The organism is Afipia sp. GW823-FHT06G09 (assembly GCF_058794875.1).
In genome coordinates, this window is sequence record NZ_JBXAHF010000002.1 from 114904 (window position 1) to 132075 (window position 17172).

Annotated in this window: 16 protein-coding genes and 1 other RNA gene; 11 read left to right on the forward strand and 6 right to left on the reverse strand. The window is 63.4% G+C overall.

The annotated features are described in order from the left end of the window. The first annotated feature begins 110 nt into the window (after positions 1-110). Positions 111-1859, forward strand: coding sequence for a methyl-accepting chemotaxis protein (locus tag AC1Q67_RS08160; protein WP_492234514.1), 1749 nt, complete (start codon positions 111-113; stop codon positions 1857-1859). A gap of 1 nt (position 1860) precedes the next feature. Here AC1Q67_RS08160 and AC1Q67_RS08165 read toward each other — a convergent pair whose 3' ends face one another. The 5 genes from AC1Q67_RS08165 to AC1Q67_RS08185 all read right to left on the reverse strand — a co-directional run bounded on the left by AC1Q67_RS08165 (position 1861) and on the right by AC1Q67_RS08185 (position 4274). Next, positions 1861-2679 carry a TIGR00282 family metallophosphoesterase gene (locus tag AC1Q67_RS08165; protein WP_492234513.1) on the reverse strand — a complete coding sequence of 273 codons (819 nt, stop codon included), beginning with the start codon at positions 2677-2679 and terminating at the stop codon, positions 1861-1863. A gap of 2 nt (positions 2680-2681) precedes the next feature. Continuing rightward, positions 2682-3272: a 5-formyltetrahydrofolate cyclo-ligase gene (locus AC1Q67_RS08170; RefSeq protein WP_492234512.1), complete on the reverse strand. Its 591-nt coding sequence runs from the start codon at positions 3270-3272 to the stop codon at positions 2682-2684. A 57-nt stretch (positions 3273-3329) separates the two neighbouring features. After that, positions 3330-3489, reverse strand: a non-coding RNA gene (gene ssrS / locus AC1Q67_RS08175) — 6S RNA. A gap of 75 nt (positions 3490-3564) precedes the next feature. After that, positions 3565-3948 (reverse strand): cell division protein ZapA, encoded by a 384-nt coding sequence (locus tag AC1Q67_RS08180; RefSeq protein ID WP_019195440.1) that lies wholly within the window; start codon positions 3946-3948, stop codon positions 3565-3567. Further along, entirely contained in the window at positions 3945-4274 is a 330-nt protein-coding gene (locus AC1Q67_RS08185) for a DUF4164 domain-containing protein (RefSeq protein WP_024574175.1), read from the reverse strand. The genes AC1Q67_RS08180 and AC1Q67_RS08185 overlap by 4 nt, the downstream gene beginning before the upstream one ends. 268 nt (positions 4275-4542) lie before the next feature. Here AC1Q67_RS08185 and tkt point away from each other — a divergent pair, with 268 nt between their 5' ends. The 10 genes from tkt (at position 4543) to AC1Q67_RS08235 (ending at position 15779) form a co-directional block, all read left to right on the forward strand. Beyond that, positions 4543-6534, forward strand: coding sequence for a transketolase (tkt, locus tag AC1Q67_RS08190; protein WP_492234511.1), 1992 nt, complete (start codon positions 4543-4545; stop codon positions 6532-6534). Positions 6535-6641: 107 nt separating this feature from the next. Beyond that, positions 6642-7649, forward strand: coding sequence for a type I glyceraldehyde-3-phosphate dehydrogenase (gene gap, locus AC1Q67_RS08195; protein ID WP_492234510.1), 1008 nt, complete (start codon positions 6642-6644; stop codon positions 7647-7649). Positions 7650-7780: 131 nt separating this feature from the next. Beyond that, positions 7781-8974, forward strand: coding sequence for a phosphoglycerate kinase (locus AC1Q67_RS08200; protein WP_492234509.1), 1194 nt, complete (start codon positions 7781-7783; stop codon positions 8972-8974). Between the two features lie 59 nt (positions 8975-9033). Beyond that, complete coding sequence (gene fba, locus AC1Q67_RS08205; RefSeq protein ID WP_024574171.1) at positions 9034-10101, forward strand: class II fructose-bisphosphate aldolase; 1068 nt, start codon at positions 9034-9036, stop codon at positions 10099-10101. A 199-nt stretch (positions 10102-10300) separates the two neighbouring features. After that, complete coding sequence (locus tag AC1Q67_RS08210) at positions 10301-10981, forward strand: thiamine phosphate synthase (RefSeq protein WP_492234508.1); 681 nt, start codon at positions 10301-10303, stop codon at positions 10979-10981. 6 nt (positions 10982-10987) lie between these two features. Beyond that, positions 10988-12106, forward strand: a complete 1119-nt coding sequence (locus AC1Q67_RS08215) for a tetratricopeptide repeat protein (protein WP_492234507.1) — start codon at positions 10988-10990, stop codon at positions 12104-12106. 83 nt (positions 12107-12189) lie between these two features. Next, entirely contained in the window at positions 12190-12981 is a 792-nt protein-coding gene (locus AC1Q67_RS08220; RefSeq protein ID WP_492234506.1) for an inositol monophosphatase family protein, read from the forward strand. Positions 12982-13275: 294 nt separating this feature from the next. Next, complete coding sequence (locus tag AC1Q67_RS08225; protein WP_492234505.1) at positions 13276-14271, forward strand: flagellar motor protein MotA; 996 nt, start codon at positions 13276-13278, stop codon at positions 14269-14271. 13 nt (positions 14272-14284) lie between these two features. Next, entirely contained in the window at positions 14285-15313 is a 1029-nt protein-coding gene (locus AC1Q67_RS08230) for a peptidoglycan -binding protein (RefSeq protein ID WP_024574166.1), read from the forward strand. A gap of 16 nt (positions 15314-15329) precedes the next feature. Further along, positions 15330-15779, forward strand: a complete 450-nt coding sequence (locus AC1Q67_RS08235) for a GNAT family N-acetyltransferase (protein WP_492234504.1) — start codon at positions 15330-15332, stop codon at positions 15777-15779. Between the two features lie 3 nt (positions 15780-15782). Here the strand turns inward: AC1Q67_RS08235 and AC1Q67_RS08240 are convergent, their stop codons facing one another. Further along, complete coding sequence (locus AC1Q67_RS08240; RefSeq protein WP_492234503.1) at positions 15783-17066, reverse strand: acetyl-CoA C-acyltransferase; 1284 nt, start codon at positions 17064-17066, stop codon at positions 15783-15785. Positions 17067-17172: the final 106 nt, after the last annotated feature.

A 17172-nucleotide genomic window follows, 5' to 3' on the forward strand; every position in this document is an offset into this window, starting at 1 on the left:
TGGTACGGCGGTGTGGGATGCCAGCCCATCCGGCAGGCAACAGTTAACCATGAGTTCATGCCGAGGTGCGATACTGCCTACCTATTCATCTCCCATTTCAGAGACCTCTTATGGCGTTCGGACTTTTTCGGAAGCGGCTGCCAGAACAGGCGAGCCCGGATATTGCCCCCGAGCCGGTCGCAACACCGGACCCCACTGCATCGTCCCAGCACGATTCAGCCCGCGAAATCCTCGAATTGCTTGAACTCGAACTGGTCGCGATGATCCGCCAGCTCGAACGCGCGGCCAGTTCGGTGGCCAGCGGCGCCCAGTCCACCGCCAGCACCCTGTCCGCCATCCGGCACCGCGCCGACGCCCTGGCCGACCGCACCAGCGATGCGCAGGCCACCGCCGAGACCTTCTCGCAGGCCGCGGAAAAATTCACCCAGTCCGCCCACGGCATCGGCGCGCAGGTGCGCGATGCCAGCAAGCTCGCCGATGAGGCCAGCGCCGCAGCGCAGGAAGCCAGCCTCAATGTCGAGCGGCTGCGGGAATCCTCCGCCGCCATCGGCAATGTCGTCAACCTGATCGCGACCATCGCCAAGCAGACCACGCTGCTTGCGCTGAACTCCACCATCGAGGCCGCGCGCGCCGGTTCCGCCGGCAAGGGATTCGCGGTCGTCGCCTCCGAGGTGAAGGCGCTGGCGGTCCAGACCCAGAGCGCCACTGAAGAGATCAAGCAGAAGATCGACGCCCTGCAGCAGGACGCCGCGACATCGTTCGACGCAGTCCATCGCATCACGGCAGCTATCGACGCGATCAAGCCGGTGTTCGCGCATGTCAACGGCGCAGTCGCCGAGCAGAACGAAACCACCGGCGAAATCACGCAGAATGCCGCGTCGGCGTCGCAGTTCATCTCATCGGTAGGCACGAGCAGCGCGGAAATCGACAACGCCGCCAGGGAAGCCGAAACCCATGGCGAGAGCGTCGCGCAGGCCGGCAAGGCCGTGACGATGTTTGCCGAAAAGCTGAAAACACGCTGCGCGGTGCTGCTCCGCCAGAACGAGAACGAAGAGCGCAAGGCCGAACGGATGCCGTGCCGCCTTCAGATCGAGATCGACACCGGACGGTCGCCGGTCAAGGCGGAGGTGTTCGAGATTTCCGTCGACGGCATTCTGATTGGCGGCGCAAGCGCGGCGTCCCTGCCGTTGCAGCAGATCATGAAGGCCAAGCTGCAGGACATCGGCCCATGCGGCCTCCGCGTCACCGGCCAGACCAGTGGCGGCGCGCAGGCCGCATTTGTCTCGCCCGATGCCGCGCTCAAGGACCGGATCGAGGACAAGGTCTGGAGCATCCACGACGAGAACACCGAGTTCGTCACCCGCGCCATGGAAGCCGGCGATGCCATTTCCAGAATCTTCGAGAACGCCGTCGCCAAGGGCGACATCAGCATCGACGATCTGTTCGACGAAAACTATGTGAAGATCGAAGGCACCGATCCGGTGCAATACCGCACGCGCTTCCTCGACTGGGCCGATCGCGCGCTGCCTGAAATCCAGGAAGCCATGCTTGCGCGCGATGCGCGGGCCGCCTTCTGCGCCACCATCGACCGCAACGGCTATCTGCCGGTGCACAACAAGATTTACTCGCATCCGCAGCGCGCGGGCGATGTCGCATGGAACACGGCGAACTCACGCAACCGCCGCATCTTCAACGACCCCGCCGGACTGGCCGCAGGCCGCAACATCCGCTCGTATCTGATCCAGAGCTACGCCCGCGACATGGGCAACGGCAAAACGATCATGATGCGCGAGATCGACGTGCCGATCCGCGTCAGGGGCCGCCACTGGGGCGGATTCAGAACGGCTTATAAAATCTAGGTCACCAGAAATCCGGCACCGCGCGTTCCAGCAGCGGGCCGATCCGCACCGCGGCGACGCGCGTGGCGAGACCCGTAACGTCGTCGGTTTCGACCGCAAGGCCGCTAAGCGTCCCGACGCCGTCCGCCGCCTCGAAGCGTCCCGCCGGATAGCCGCGCAGGAAACGTCCCAGCGGTTCATCCTTCTGCATGCCGATCACGGATTCATAATCGCCGGTCATGCCGGCATCGGTCATGTAGGCCGTGCCGCCGGGAAGAATGCGATGGTCGGATGTCGGCACATGGGTATGCGTGCCGACCACGATGCTGGCGCGGCCATCGCAGAAATAACCGATCGACTGTTTCTCGCTGGTCGCCTCGCCATGAAAATCGACGAGCACGGCATCGGCGGCCTCCCGCAGCGGACATGCGCTCAGTTCGCGATCAAGGATGGCGAACGGATCGTCGAACGGCTGCATGAAGACGCGGCCGATGGCATTGATCACCAGCGCGCGCTTGCCGCTTCGTGTATCGATCAGCGCGGCGCCGCGGCCCGGCGTGCCGGGCGGGAAATTCGCCGGACGGATCAGACGCGGCGCGCGATCGATGAACACCAGCGCCTCGCGCTGATCCCACGAATGGTTGCCGAGCGTAATCGCGTCAGCTCCGGCTTCCAGAAATTCGTGATAGATCGCTTCGGTGATGCCGAAGCCGCCCGCCGCGTTCTCGCCGTTCACCACAACGAGATCGAGTTTCCAGTCGCGGATCAGTCCCGGAAGAGTTTCGTTGAGGGCCACGCGGCCGCTGCGCCCCACCACATCGCCGACAAACAGAATTCGCAAAATTATAATCTCCGCAGATCGATCAGTTCGCGTTCCGTTAGCACACAATCGAGTTGCTCGTCGTGCGGAAGTCGCGGCACTGTCTCGATTTCCTGCACTGCAAAAGCGACGCCGATGACGGTGATTTTCTTGATCGCGCGGAGATTTTCCAGCGTGCGGTCATAATAACCCCGGCCATAGCCGATGCGGTGACCGGCGCGGTCGAACGCCGCCATCGGCACCAGCACGATGTCAGGGTCAACCTCATCCGCGTCCGACGACGGCTGAAAGATACCGTAGGGTCCGCGCACCAGTCCCTGCTCCGGCTGCCATTCACGGAAGATCAGGGCGTGATCGCGCGCGATGATCACCGGCAGCGCGAGCACGGCCCCCTTGTCCGCAAGCGCGCGCATCAATGGAAACGGATCGAATTCGCTGTTGATCGGCGAATAGCCTGCAACGATGACGCCCCGCGGCAATTCAACCGGCAGCGGCGCCTCGGCGACAGCACGCGCGGCGTCGGCGCGCGCTTCGGCGCTCAGGGCGTTACGCTGCGCCAGCGCACCGCGCCGGAAATCGTCTTTCAGATTGTCGAGAAAACGGTTTCCATCCAACGCGGCGAGTCCTTGTCGCCTCTCTCATGCGGCAAGAGGGCGGAGGCGAAAAGAAAGTGCGAAGCCACGATGGCCGTTGAAGCACTCGATCCCGGAGCACCTACGAAAGTAGGTGGGCACCATATGATCGGGTCCACGGACCCGGCCAGGGACAGTTCCCTAAAGGATCGATAAGGCCCCGGGGATATATGGCTTCTGACGCGCGACGCAGCCTCGCACGGACAATGTAACCACGATCAGGGCACACCGCTAGTGATCCCGCTCGGGCGTGTGGACGATTGGACGGCGGGGATTAACCGATCGCGATCCCGTTGCGGGCCGGGCGATTCAGCGCCTGGGTCATCTTCTCGATGCGGTCGGACGCCGAATTCAGCGCATTGGCGACCGCTGATTGCGTTGCCCGGGCACGGTCCGCCGCCACGACACGGACATCGCGCAGCGCGTTGAGCTCTTCCTCGAGGGCGCGGATACGCTGCCCGGCATCCACGAGTTCATCAGCCACAGTGAGCGCAGCCATTACGGTCAGGCGTCCATCGCCGATCTCGCCGAACTTGCCGCGCAGGCTGGCGATGCGGGCTTCCAGGCTTTCCGCCAGCCGCAGCAGCCGGCTTTCCTGCCCTGCTTCGCAGGCCATCCGGTACTGGCGGCCGTTGATGGTGACGTTGATATGGCTCATGGAGCTTCTCCGGACTCGATCACCGAACGGATGGTGTCGATGGCGACATCGAGGCGTTCCGCGATCTCGCGGTTGGTCCGCTCCAGCGCGCGCGAGCGCACCAGCGTCCCGTCGAGTTCATTGGCCAGACGCGAGCGGTCGGCGCCCAGCGCCTGGATCCGCGCGCCCAGTTCGTCGTCCGCACGGTCGAATTCCCGCCGCCGCTCAACGGCGCTTTCGAGCGCATCGAGCGCCGCCGCCAGCCGACGGGTCGCGAGTTCGATGTCACTCGCCCCGGATGGGGCAGGTTCTGGATTGGCAAGACCGTTGGCACTGCGATCAGTCATCACGGAACGGACGCCCTTCGAACTCTGGCCCGGCATGAAAAGCAGCGGACCGGCAAGCATTTAGGCGGATAAATTTACGACCCGGAAGAGCCGCGCGCAACGCTGGCCGCAAGCTATGCACACAAAGCGAAAACTCCCGGCGGAAAGGCTGCAATGCCCTTGGACTCAAGGGTTTCGCGATGCTATCCACCCCCTAGAACGCTTCCCCGGCCGTGGCATTTTTGAGACATGCGGCCACTTCCCACACCGAATTTCAGGCGGACATCTCATGACTGTGCGTGTCGACCCTTCCCGTATGGCCAATGCGATTCGCGCACTCGCCATGGATGCCGTGGAAAAGGCGAAATCGGGCCATCCAGGCCTGCCCATGGGCGCCGCGGACATGGCCACCGTGCTGTTCACGCAGTTCCTGAAATTCGACGCCAGCGACCCGGCATGGCCGGATCGCGACCGTTTCGTGCTCTCCGCCGGTCACGGTTCGATGCTGCTGTATGCGCTGCTGTATCTGACCGGCAATTCGTCGATGACCATCGAGCAGATCAAGAATTTCCGCCAGCTCGGATCGATCACGCCGGGCCACCCTGAAAATTTCGTCACGCCGGGGATCGAGACCACCACCGGCCCGCTCGGACAGGGCATTGCCACCGCCGTCGGCATGGCGCTGGCGGAGCGCCACATGGCGGCCGAGTTCGGCGGCGACATCGTCGATCACCATACCTACGTGCTCGCCTCCGACGGCGACCTGATGGAAGGCATCAGCCAGGAAGCCATCGCCTTTGCCGGACATCTCAAGCTCAACAAGCTGATCGTGCTGTTCGACGACAACGGCATTTCCATCGACGGCGCGATCTCACTGTCGGATTCCGTCGATCAGGTGAAACGCTTTGAATCAGCCGGCTGGGCCGCCGAACGCGTCGACGGCCACGATCAGAAGGCGATTGCCGACGCGCTGACGCGCGCGCAGAAGTCCGACCGTCCGACCCTGATTGCATGCAAGACCGTGATCGGCTTCGGCGCGCCCAACAAGGCGGGCTCGGAGAAGTCGCACGGCTCGCCGCTCGGCGCCGATGAAATCGCCGGCGCCCGCAAGAACCTGAACTGGGATTCGGCGCCGTTTGAAGTCCCGCAGGACATTCTCGACGCTTGGCGTGCAGCAGGATCGCGCGGCAAGGATGCGCATGCGGCATGGACCAAGACCCTCGGCGCGAAGGACGCCGCCGCGCGCGCGGAGTTCGAGCGCCGCACGAAGGGCGATCTCCCGGCCAAGGCCCTCGCCGAGGCCGTTGCGAAGATGAAGGCTGCGCTCGCCGCGAGCCCGAAGGACATCGCGACCCGCACCGCCTCCGAGCATGCACTTGAGGTTCTCACCGCAGCCGTGCCGGAAATGATCGGCGGTTCCGCAGACCTCACTGGCTCCAACAACACCCGTGTGAAGGGCATGGTCGCGATCTCCGCCAACAATTACGGCGGCCGCTACGTCAACTACGGCATCCGCGAGCATGGCATGGCAGCTGCCATGAACGGCATGGCTCTGCACGGCGGCCTGATCCCGTATTCGGGCACGTTCCTGGTGTTCTCGGATTACCTGCGTCCGGCGCTCCGCCTCGCGGCCCTGATGGGTGAACGCGTGATCCACGTTCTCACCCACGATTCGATCGGTCTGGGCGAAGACGGGCCGACCCATCAGCCGGTCGAGCATCTGGCGGCGCTGCGCGCGATCCCGAACTGCAACGTATTCCGGCCTTGCGACACCGTCGAAACGCTGGAGTGCTGGCAGCTGGCCCTTGAAGCAAAGGAGCGTCCGAGCGTGCTGGCGCTGACCCGCCAGAATTTGCCGCAATTGCGGCTGGCGAACGACGCCGACAACAAGTGCGCGGCTGGCGCTTATGAAATCTCCAGGGCCGACGGCGAGGCGAAGGTTTCGATCTTCGCGTCCGGCTCCGAGGTCTCGCTGGCCGTCGAGGCACAGAAGCTGCTCGCCGCACGCGGCATTCCGACGCGGGTGGTCTCGGTGCCCTGCATGGACCTGCTGCTGGAACTGCCGAAAGCCCAAAAAGCCGCCATCATCGGCAATGCGCCGGTGAAAATCGCCGTGGAAGCCGCGATTCGTCAGGGTTGGGATGCCGTGATCAGTTCCGACGGCATTTTCGTCGGCATGGACGGCTTCGGCGCCAGCGCCCCCTACAAGGACCTGTACCGGCATTTCGGGATCACCTCGGAGGCGGTCGCGGAAGCGGCGCAGGCTGCCCTGAAGGCCTGATAACCCTTCCCGAACATTCGGGCTTCAGGTGATTGCATCAAAACGTCATTCGGGGCAAAAACCGCCTCGAAAATCGTCATTTCCGAACCGTTGAGGAGAACTTGAGAATGGCAGTCCGTGTCGCGATCAATGGATTTGGCCGTATCGGCCGCAACATCCTGCGGGCCATTTATGAATCCAAGCGCACGGACATCGAGGTGGTCGCCATCAACGACCTCGGGCCGGTCGAAACCAACGCCCATCTGCTGCGCTATGACTCGGTGCACGGCCGGTTCCCTGGCACCGTGACCGTTGAGGGCGACTCGATCAGCCTCGGCAACGGCAAGATCAAGGTGACAGCGGTGCGCGACCCGTCGACCCTGCCCTGGAAGGACCTCGGCATCGACATCGCCATGGAATGCACCGGCATCTTCAGCGCCAAGGCCAAGGCTTCGGCGCATCTGACCGCAGGCGCCAAACGCGTGCTGGTCTCCGCGCCGTCGGACGGCGCGGACGCCACCATCGTCTACGGCGTCAACCACGACAAGCTCAGCAAAGATCATCTCGTCGTCTCCAACGGCTCGTGCACCACCAACTGCCTCGCGCCGGTCGCCAAGGTGCTGAACGACACGGTGGGCATCGAGACCGGCTTCATGACCACGATCCATGCCTATACCGGCGACCAGCCGACCCTCGACACCATGCACAGCGATCTCTATCGCGGCCGTGCGGCCGCGCTGTCGATGATCCCGACCTCGACCGGCGCTGCGAAGGCCATCGGTCTCGTGCTGCCGGAATTGCAGGGCAAGCTCGACGGCGTCGCGATCCGCGTGCCGACGCCGAATGTCTCGGTGATTGATCTCAAGATCGTCGCCAAGAAGGCGACCACCAAGGAAGAGATCAACGACGCGATGAAGCGCGCCGCAGCCCAGGAGCTCAAGGGCATCCTCGGCACCACCAGCCATCCGAACGTATCGATCGACTTCAACCACGACGCTCACTCGTCCACCTTCGCCTTCGACCAGACCAAGGTGCAGGGCGGCAATCTCGTGCGCGTGCTGTCGTGGTATGACAACGAGTGGGGCTTCTCGAACCGCATGGCAGACACCGCCGCGGCGATGAGCAAGCTGATCTGAAAAACAACATCATCCCGAGGCGCGCACTCGCGCGCCTCGCAGGATGACATCGAACAAACTTCCACCCTTCGAGGCTCGCATCGACGACGCTCGTACCCCAGGGTGGCGACGGGGAAGAACGCAAGATCGCAATGTCCGGATTCCGCACCCTCGATGATATCGACGTGAAGGGAAAGCGCGTGCTGCTGCGCGTGGATCTCAACGTGCCGATGGACAATGGACGCGTGTCTGACACCACGCGCCTGCAGCGCATCGCCAAGACCATCATCGAACTGTCGGAAGCCGGCGGCAAAGTCATTATCCTTGCGCATTTCGGCCGACCGAAGGGACCGGACCCGAAGGACTCGCTGAAGCCGGTCGCCGCCGCGCTGGGTTACGTGGTGAAGCACCATGTCGAGTTCGCGCCCGACTGCGTCGGCCCGATCGCCGAACAGGCCGTCGCGGGCCTGAAGAACGGCGAGATCCTTTGTCTCGAGAACACCCGTTTTCATCCCGGTGAAGAAAAGAACGATCCGGCCTTTGTCGCGCAGCTCGCCAAGCTCGGCGACATCTGGGTCAACGACGCTTTCTCGTGCGCGCATCGCGCCCACGCCTCGACCGAAGGCCTTGGCCGCGTGCTGCCGGCCTATGCCGGCCGCACCATGGAAGCCGAACTCGACGCGCTCGGCAAAGCGCTGGAACAGCCGGTCCATCCGGTGATCGCCATTGTCGGCGGCTCGAAGGTTTCGACCAAGATCGATCTTCTGGAGAACCTCGTCAGCAAGGTCGATGCGCTGGTGATCGGCGGCGGCATGGCCAACACCTTCCTGCATGCGCAGGGAGTCGATGTCGGCAAGTCGCTCTGCGAAAAGGATCTCGCCACCACCGCGCTGCGCATTCTCGTGAAGGCGAACTCCACCAACTGCGCGATCATCCTGCCGGTCGATGCGGTGGTTGCTGAAAAGTTCGAAGCCAACGCGCCGTCGCATGCCTACGGCCTCGATGCGATCCCGGCCAACGGCATGATCCTCGATGTCGGCCCGCAGTCGATCAAGCGGATCGATGCCGCGATCGACGACGCCGCGACGCTGGTGTGGAACGGGCCGCTCGGCGCGTTTGAGATGTCGCCATTCGACCGCGGCACGGTTCAGGCCGCCAAATATGCGGCAGCGCGCACCAAAACCGGCAAGCTGGTGTCCGTCGCCGGCGGCGGCGACACCGTTGCGGCGTTGAACCACGCTGGCGTGGGCTCGGATTTCACCTACGTTTCGACCGCCGGCGGCGCCTTTCTGGAGTGGATGGAAGGGAAACCTTTGCCCGGCGTCGAGGTTCTTAGAGTACGCTAGATTTTTTAAATGGATCGGGCGCCCTTGGCGCTGGCCAAGATCACGGAGAACAAGCACACATGGCTCGCATCACGTTGCGTCAATTGCTGGATCATGCTGCTGAGAACAACTACGGCGTGCCGGCATTCAACATCAACAACATGGAGCAGGCGCTGGCGATCATGGAAGCCGCCAACTCCGTCGATGCGCCGGTCATCATCCAGGCCTCGCGCGGCGCGCGCTCCTATGCCAACGATGTGATGCTCAAGCACATGATGGACGCGGTGACGGAAATCTATCCGCACATTCCCGTCTGCGTGCATCTCGATCACGGCAACGAACCCGCCACCTGCATGACCGCGATCCAGGCCGGTTTCACTTCGGTGATGATGGATGGCTCGCTGAAGGCCGACGGCAAAACGCCGGCCGACTGGGATTACAATGTCGGCGTCACCAAGACGGTGACAACGATGGCGCATCTCGGCGGCATTTCGGTGGAAGGCGAACTCGGCGTGCTCGGCTCGCTGGAAAGCGGCGAAGGCGAGAAGGAGGATGGCCACGGTTTCGAAGGCAAGCTGTCGCACGACCAGTTGCTGACCAATCCCGATGAAGCCGTGAAGTTCGTCAAGGAAACCCAGGTCGACGCGCTGGCGATTGCGATGGGCACCTCGCACGGCGCCTACAAATTCACCCGCAAGCCGGACGGCGACATCCTTGCGATGAACGTGATCGAGGAAATCCACCGCAAGCTGCCGAACACGCATCTTGTGATGCACGGCTCGTCGTCGGTGCCGCAGGATCTGCAGGACATCATCAACAAGTTCGGCGGCCAGATGAAGCCGACCTGGGGCGTTCCGGTTTCGGAAATCCAGCGCGGCATCAAGAACGGCGTGCGCAAGATCAACATCGACACCGACAACCGCATGGCGATGACCGGCCAGATCCGCAAGATCCTGAGCGAGCACCCGAGCGAGTTCGATCCGCGCAAGTATCTGAAGCCCGCGATGGAAGCTATGACCAAGCTCTGCAAGCAGCGCCTGGAAGAGTTCAACACCGCGGGGCAGGCCAGCAAGATCAAGAAGGTTCTGACCACCGCCCAGATGGCGCAGCGCTACGCCAAGGGTGAACTCAACCCGAAGATCGCCTGACGTAAGCATATCACCCTTCGAGGCCGTCGCGATGCGACGGCACTTCAGGGTGACGGTTTTGAGTAAGACGTCATCCCGAGATACGAGCCGCTCTTGCGGCGAGCCTCGAAGGATGGCCTGCTACTGAAATGATTTTGAAACAGCGGGACATGGTCCCGCCCCTTTTTTGGCCGCAGTCCGGGGGCATCACACCGCCATCATGGCCACCAAACCTCCCCCGCCGCGCCCCGCGCCTCGTCTCTATCTGGCAACGCCGGTTGTCGCCGACCCGGCCCGGCTTGTCGCCGAACTGCCGGCGTTGCTTGCGGCGGCGGATATCGCCGCCGTCCTGCTGCGGCTGGCGCCCGGCGACGAGCGCAGCATCATTCAACGCGCCAAAGTGCTGGCGCCTGTGGTCCAGAACGCCGGCGCGGCCCTGCTGATCGATCAGCATTTCGGACAGGTGGCGCGCTCCGGCGCGGACGGCGCGAACGTAAGCGGTATCGAGGCAATGCAGGAGGCACTGCCGAGCCTGAAGCCCGACCGCATTCTCGGGGTCGGCGGGCTCATCACGCGGCACGATGCCATGGTCGCCGGTGAAGCCGGCGCGGATTACGTGCTGTTCGGCGAGCCGGATTCAAACGGCGAACGACCTTCGGCGGACGCGATCTGCGAACGGCTGGACTGGTGGGCCGAACTGTTCGAGCCTCCATGCGTGGGCTTTGCCGCGACTCTGGACGAGGCGCAGATGTTCGCAGCGGCCGGCGCGGATTTCGTCTTGGTCGGCGATATCATCTGGCAGGATGCGCGCGGCGCACAGGCTGCTCTGGCCGAGGCCAGTCAGGCCATCGCGCGAGGCTTTGAATCGTCGCTCGCACACTCCACCGTCGCAGGAGAATAAGCCGCGATGACCGCGCCTCGCCGTGCCACACCATTCGCAGCCGCTCATGCAAGACTGCTTGCATCGGTTGCTGCCGGTGTTGTGGCGCTCTCGGCACATGCTTTGGCGCAGGGGGGCCCAAATCCCTTTCCGGAGCCGATCAAACCGGAAGCGGCACGGCCTGCGCCAAAATCCACCGCTCCCAAGGCAGCTCCGCCGAAAGCGGCCGTACCCAAAGCCGACACGCAGAAACAGAAGAAGAGCGCGCCAGAAAAGGCTGCTGCACCTGCGCCCGCCGCTCCCGACAATCCAAACGCCGATCTCGCTTACGGCGCCTACCAGTCGGGCCTGTATCGCACCGCTTTCAATCTTGCACTGAAGCGCGCGCAGGAAACCGGCGATCCGAAATCCATGACGCTGCTGGGTGAGCTTTATTCCAATGCGCTCGGCATCAAGCGCGACGACGCCAAGGCAGCGGAATGGTACAAGCAGGCCGCCGATCGCGGCGACCGCGAAGCCATGTTCGCGCTCGGCATGATGAAGATCGCCGGACGCGACGGTCCTGCCAATCGCAACGAGGGCGCGCGGCTCCTGGCATCGTCCGCCAAGCTCGGCAAGGCCGCGGCCGCCTACAATCTCGGGCTGCTTTATCTCGAAGGGCAGGTCTTCCCGCAGGACATCAAGCGCGCCGCCGAACTGTTTCTTCAGGCCGCCAATGCCGGCAATCCCGAGGCGCAGTACGCCCTCGCGACTTTCTACAAGGAAGGCCGCGGCGTGGAGAAGAATCTCACAGAGGCCGCGCGCTGGATGCGCGCCGCTGCGCAGGCTGACAATCTCGATGCCGAGGTCGAATATGCCATCGCACTCTACAACGGCACCGGCACGCCCAAGGATGTGCCCACCGCGATCGCGCTGCTGACCAGGGCGGCGCGGCAGAACAGTCCGATCGCGCAAAACCGGCTGGCGCGCATTCTGGTCGACGGACTCGGCGCTCCCGTCGACAAGGTCCATGGCTTCAAGTGGCATCTGATCGCGAAGACCGCCGGGAACGGCGATCCCGACCTCGATGCCAAATTTGCGCAGTTATCTCCGATAGAAAAAGCAAAATCCGAAGACCTCGCCAAGAAATGGTTCGGCACGAAATGAGCAATAACCACCGCCATTACTCTTGACGCGCCAGCGCTTATCCCGCAACACCAGCCCCACACTTCATCCAGCAAGCCGAGACAATGATTCATTCAGCGCTCATCAACGTCATGGTCAAGGCCGCGCGCCGCGCCGGCCGCAGCCTCAAGCGCGATCTCGGCGAGATCGAAAACCTTCAGGTGTCGCTGAAGGGTCCGGCCAACTTCGTGTCGCTTGCCGACAAGCGCGCCGAGCAGATGCTCTACGAAGATCTCACCAAGGCGCGTCCGGGCTACGGCTTTCTCGGCGAGGAAGGCGGCACGCGCGAGGGCACCGACAAGTCGAACACATGGATCGTGGATCCGCTCGACGGCACCACCAACTTCCTTCACGGCATTCCGCAGTTCGCGATCTCGATCGGATTACAGCGCGACGGCGTGATCATCGCGGGGGTGATCTACAATCCCGCCAATGACGAACTTTACATTGCCGAACGCGGCAAGGGCGCATTCCTGAACGAGCAGCGCCTGCGCGTCGCCGGCCGCAAACAACTCAGCGAATGCGTGGTCGCCTGCGGCCTGCCGCACATCGGACGCGGCGATCACGAACTCTCCCGCCGCGAGATGGCGGAAATGCAGAATCGCGTCGCAGGCCTGCGCCGCTTCGGCGCGGCCTCCCTCGATCTTGCGTTCGTCGCGGCTGGCCGCCTCGACGGCTACTGGGAGCGCAATCTTCAGCCGTGGGATATTGCGGCAGGATTGATCATGGTGCGCGAAGCCGGCGGTGTCGTCAGCGGCATCGAGGGCGGCGACACCGCAATGGCCACCGGTCATGTCGTCTGCGGCAACGAGACGATCCAGCGCGAGCTCGTTAAGATTCTGAAACCGCTGGGCTGAGCGGAAGAATAATCGACCGCCATTGCGATCACGGCAAAGCAATCCACCTTTCGAGCATGGCTTCCCTACATCGTTTCGTTTCGCTCCGCGCCATCACGCGGACGAGGAGACGCACGCAACCCACCCTGAGTTACCGGTGGGCCGGCTTCATGCATTCACCGACAAGATCGAAGCCGTTGTCACGGCCGATGGTTCCGTAGCTGGGGTCAAATCGGCGATGGTGTCTTTTTTCCCGCCCCCGCTGTGCCATATTGATGCCCGACACGTTCCACGGACAAGGATTGAAGATCCGCCATGGCAAAAGCTCCCGCTTCCAGCACCGCAGCCGACATCAGTGTCACAAAACTGTCGACACCGCGCATCTTCCTGGTCCGGATGCTGGTGTTCCTCGTTCTGTGCAGCCTGTTGCTTGTGGTGCTCTACAAGCAGATCTGGGTGGCGTTTCTCGCCAATCCCGGCCTCAACGCACTGATCGTCGGCGTTCTGGCCATCGGCATCATCCTGGCCTTCCGGCAAGTGATCCGGCTCTATCCTGAAATCTCGTGGGTCAACAGCTTCCGTATTTCCGATCCCGGCCTTGCGGTCGACCGCCGTCCCACACTGCTGGCGCCGATGGCCGCCATGCTCAGTCACCGCACCGGCGGGCGCATGAGCATTTCGCAGCAGACCATGCGCCATATGCTGGATTCGATCGCGACCCGGCTCGATGAAGCGCGCGACCTGTCGCGCTACATGACGGGGCTTCTGGTGTTTCTCGGCCTGCTCGGCACGTTCTGGGGCCTGATCGAAACCGTCGGTTCGGTCGGCAAGGTGATCGAAGGCCTGAAAGTCGGCGGCGATGCCGGCTCGGTGTTCGACACGCTGAAGGAAGGTCTCGCCGCTCCGCTCGGCGGCATGGGCATTTCGTTCTCGTCCTCGCTGTTCGGCCTTGCAGGGTCGCTGATCCTCGGTTTTCTCGATCTGCAATCGAGCCAGGCGCAGAACCGTTTCTACACCGACCTCGAAGACTGGCTGGCGGAAACCGTGCAGGAATATTCCGCCGACGGCCAGGCGGTGAACGGCGATCTCAATCCGGCGCTCGACCGGCTGCGATTGGCCGTCGAGGAAATGGGCTCGAACCGTGCCTCCACCACCGCCATGGCCAATCTCGCCGAAGCGATCCAGGGCCTCGTGCATCACATGCGCACCGAACAACAATTGATCCGCGAATGGGCCGACGGTCAGGGCGAGCAGAACAAGGAAATCAAGGCGCTTCTGGAGCGCCTCGCGCGGCAGCCCGAGACCAACTGAACGGAGACAGCCTATGGCGCTTTCGCGTTCACGCCGCAACGACAGCGGGTTCAATTACTGGCCGGGCTTCGTCGATGCGCTATCGACGCTGGTGCTCGCCATCGTCTTCCTGCTGTCGGTGTTCCTTGTGGTTCAATTCTTTCTCTCACAGGAGGTCACCGGCAAGGACAAGGCACTTGAGCGGCTGAATGCGCAGATCGCACAGCTCAACGATCTCCTTTCGCTGGAAAAACTCGGCAAGCTGAATCTCGACGATCAACTCTCGCAGATGCGCGCGGGGCTTGCATCCGCCGAGGCCGAGCGCGACCGCGTCAAGGGTCTCTATGACGGGCTCGCCGGTGCGGGCGCGAGTGCGCAGGGCCGCGCCACTGAACTTGGCAAGGCGCTCGACTCGGAGAAGCAGGTCTCGGCGCGGGCGCTGGCGCAGATCGAAGTGCTGAACCAGCAGATCAGCGCGCTGCGCCGGCAGCTCGCCGCGCTGGAGGAAGCGCTCGATGCCTCGGAGAAACGCGACAAGGAATCCCAGACCAAGATCGCCGATCTCGGCCAGCGGCTGAACGTGGCGCTGGCGCAGCGGGTGCAGGAACTGTCACGCTATCGCTCCGAATTCTTCGGGCGGCTGCGCGCCATTCTCGGCAACCGCCCGGATGTGCGCATTGTCGGCGACCGCTTCGTGTTCCAGTCCGAGGTGTTCTTCGACACCGGGCAGGCGCTGCTGCTGCCGGAAGGCCGCGCTGAACTCGACAAGCTTGCCACCGCGCTGATCGATCTGGACAAGCAGATTCCCGCTGAGATCGCATGGGTGCTGCGTGTCGACGGCCATACCGACGTGCGGCCGATCAACAGCCCACAGTTCAAGTCGAACTGGGAACTGTCCTCGGCGCGCGCCATCTCGGTAGTGCAATATCTGGTCTCGCTCGGCGTCCCGGCGCAGCGTCTGGTCGCGGCAGGCTTCGCGGAATTCCAGCCGCTCGATGCTGAAAAAACCGAAGAAGCCTACAAGCGCAACCGCCGCATCGAACTGAAACTGACCGAGCGATGAGCCGCGTGCCGCGATCATGAGCGCATCCTTCACGCTGCGGCCCTACAATGCCAGCGACGAGGACGCGGCGATCGACCTGTGGTTTCGCACCTGGAGCCAAGCCTATCCGTCGATCGACTTCGCGCAGCGGTTGGACGGATGGCGCGCGCGCTGGCGCGATGAACTCGTGCCCGCCGCGCAGATTTTCGTTACGGAACAGAACGGCGCAATGACCGGCTTCGTCACGATCGATGCGTCGGGCTATCTCGATCAGCTCGTGGTCGCGCCCGAAGCATGGGGATCGGATCTCGGCAACGTGCTGATCGACAAGGCCAAGGCGATATCGCCGGGCGGCATCACCTTGCTGGTCAACACCGACAATGCCCGCGCCATCCGCTTCTACGAGCGCAACGGCTTCGTCCACACCCACGACGACGTCAATCCGGTGTCGGGACGCAAGGTCTACGGCATGGCGTGGAAGCCGTGAGCGTCAGGCCGCTTCCAATAGCGCCACGGTCCCCTGCCCGCCGTCGGCGCAGATGCTGACAATGGCGCGGCTTCCCTTGGGCATCGCCGCCAGTTCCTTGACAGACTGACTCAATATCCGGGCGCCGGTTGCTCCGAACGGATGTCCGAGCGCGATGCTGCCGCCGTTCGGATTCAGGCGTTCGCGCGGAAACTTGCCAAACTCGGCGTTGACGCCGGCCTTGTCGCGGATGAATTCCGGGCTCTCCAGCGCCTTGATGTGCGCAAGCACCTGCGCAGCAAAGGCCTCATGAATTTCCCAGAGCTGAATGTCGGCGTAGGTCAGCGCATGCCGCGCCAGCAGCCGCGGGATCGCGTAGGGCGGTGCCATCAGCAGGCCTTCGGTGCGAAAATCCACCGACGCGATTTCCCAGTCGATCAGCTTAACACGCGGTGTCTGCGCGGGAAGCTTCTCAAGTCCCTTTTTCGAGGCCACCCAGATGCTCGATGCACCGTCGGTAAGCGGCGACGAATTGCCCGCCGTCAGCGTTCCCTTGCCGCTCTTGCGGTCGAAGGACGGCGGCAACCGCGCCAGCTTCTCGAGCGAGGTATCCTTGCGCGCAATGGTGTCGCGCTTCACGCCGTCGAACGGAATGACGAGGCCATCGAAGAAGCCGCGATCCCATGCGGCCACCGCACGCTGATGGCTCTCCAGCGCGATCTGATCCTGCGCCTCGCGCGAGATGTTCCAGACCTTGGCGGTGATCTCGGTGTGCTCGCCCATGCTCATGCCGGTGGTGCGATTGCTGACCGCCGGAATGTAGAGACGCACATCGCTGAGCTTGAGATCGATCGCGTGGGTGAGTTTTTGTCCCAGCGATCGGGCGGTCTGAAACTGGCGCACCCAGTTGGACAGCGACATGCCGAGACCGAGCTGAACCTGACTGAGGCTGTCGACGCCGCCGACCAGCGCGAGATTGCGCACCTCGCCGTCGATCATGCCCGCGGCTTCGAACACACCCATCATGCTGGTCGAACACGCCATCACGGTGGAATAGGCCGGCACCGTCGGATCGACTCCAGCGTCCATGAGAATTTCGCGTGCGATGTTGCTCCAGGTGAGGTTCGGCACCACGTTGCCCCACACCGCAAAGTCCGGCTTGCCGCCGCCCAGCCGTTCGATCATGTGCTTGACCACCGGCACCGACAACGAGATGGCGTCGACGCCGCCAAGCGGGCCGTCGACCTTCGCAAACGGCGTGCGGACCCCTGCCGCCAGCCAGACATTACCTTTTACAGATTGCGCCATCGATTGCTCCCGGATCGAACGCCGGAACCGGCGCCTTCCGGGACACTATTCGATCCGGCGGAGGGCATACAAGCCGACGGCGGCAGGGCTGCCGTGCCGTAACGAT

Coding starts and splice junctions, on each gene's coding strand:
- AC1Q67_RS08160 (WP_492234514.1), top strand. CDS start 111: ATGGCGTTCGGACTTTTTCGGAAGCGGCTGCCAGAACAGGCGAGCCCG.
- AC1Q67_RS08180 (WP_019195440.1), bottom strand. CDS start 3,948: ATGAGCCATATCAACGTCACCATCAACGGCCGCCAGTACCGGATGGCC.
- AC1Q67_RS08185 (WP_024574175.1), bottom strand. CDS start 4,274: ATGACTGATCGCAGTGCCAACGGTCTTGCCAATCCAGAACCTGCCCCA.
- tkt (WP_492234511.1), top strand. CDS start 4,543: ATGACTGTGCGTGTCGACCCTTCCCGTATGGCCAATGCGATTCGCGCA.
- gap (WP_492234510.1), top strand. CDS start 6,642: ATGGCAGTCCGTGTCGCGATCAATGGATTTGGCCGTATCGGCCGCAAC.
- AC1Q67_RS08200 (WP_492234509.1), top strand. CDS start 7,781: ATGTCCGGATTCCGCACCCTCGATGATATCGACGTGAAGGGAAAGCGC.
- fba (WP_024574171.1), top strand. CDS start 9,034: ATGGCTCGCATCACGTTGCGTCAATTGCTGGATCATGCTGCTGAGAAC.
- AC1Q67_RS08210 (WP_492234508.1), top strand. CDS start 10,301: ATGGCCACCAAACCTCCCCCGCCGCGCCCCGCGCCTCGTCTCTATCTG.
- AC1Q67_RS08215 (WP_492234507.1), top strand. CDS start 10,988: ATGACCGCGCCTCGCCGTGCCACACCATTCGCAGCCGCTCATGCAAGA.
- AC1Q67_RS08220 (WP_492234506.1), top strand. CDS start 12,190: ATGATTCATTCAGCGCTCATCAACGTCATGGTCAAGGCCGCGCGCCGC.
- AC1Q67_RS08225 (WP_492234505.1), top strand. CDS start 13,276: ATGGCAAAAGCTCCCGCTTCCAGCACCGCAGCCGACATCAGTGTCACA.
- AC1Q67_RS08230 (WP_024574166.1), top strand. CDS start 14,285: ATGGCGCTTTCGCGTTCACGCCGCAACGACAGCGGGTTCAATTACTGG.
- AC1Q67_RS08235 (WP_492234504.1), top strand. CDS start 15,330: ATGAGCGCATCCTTCACGCTGCGGCCCTACAATGCCAGCGACGAGGAC.
- AC1Q67_RS08240 (WP_492234503.1), bottom strand. CDS start 17,066: ATGGCGCAATCTGTAAAAGGTAATGTCTGGCTGGCGGCAGGGGTCCGC.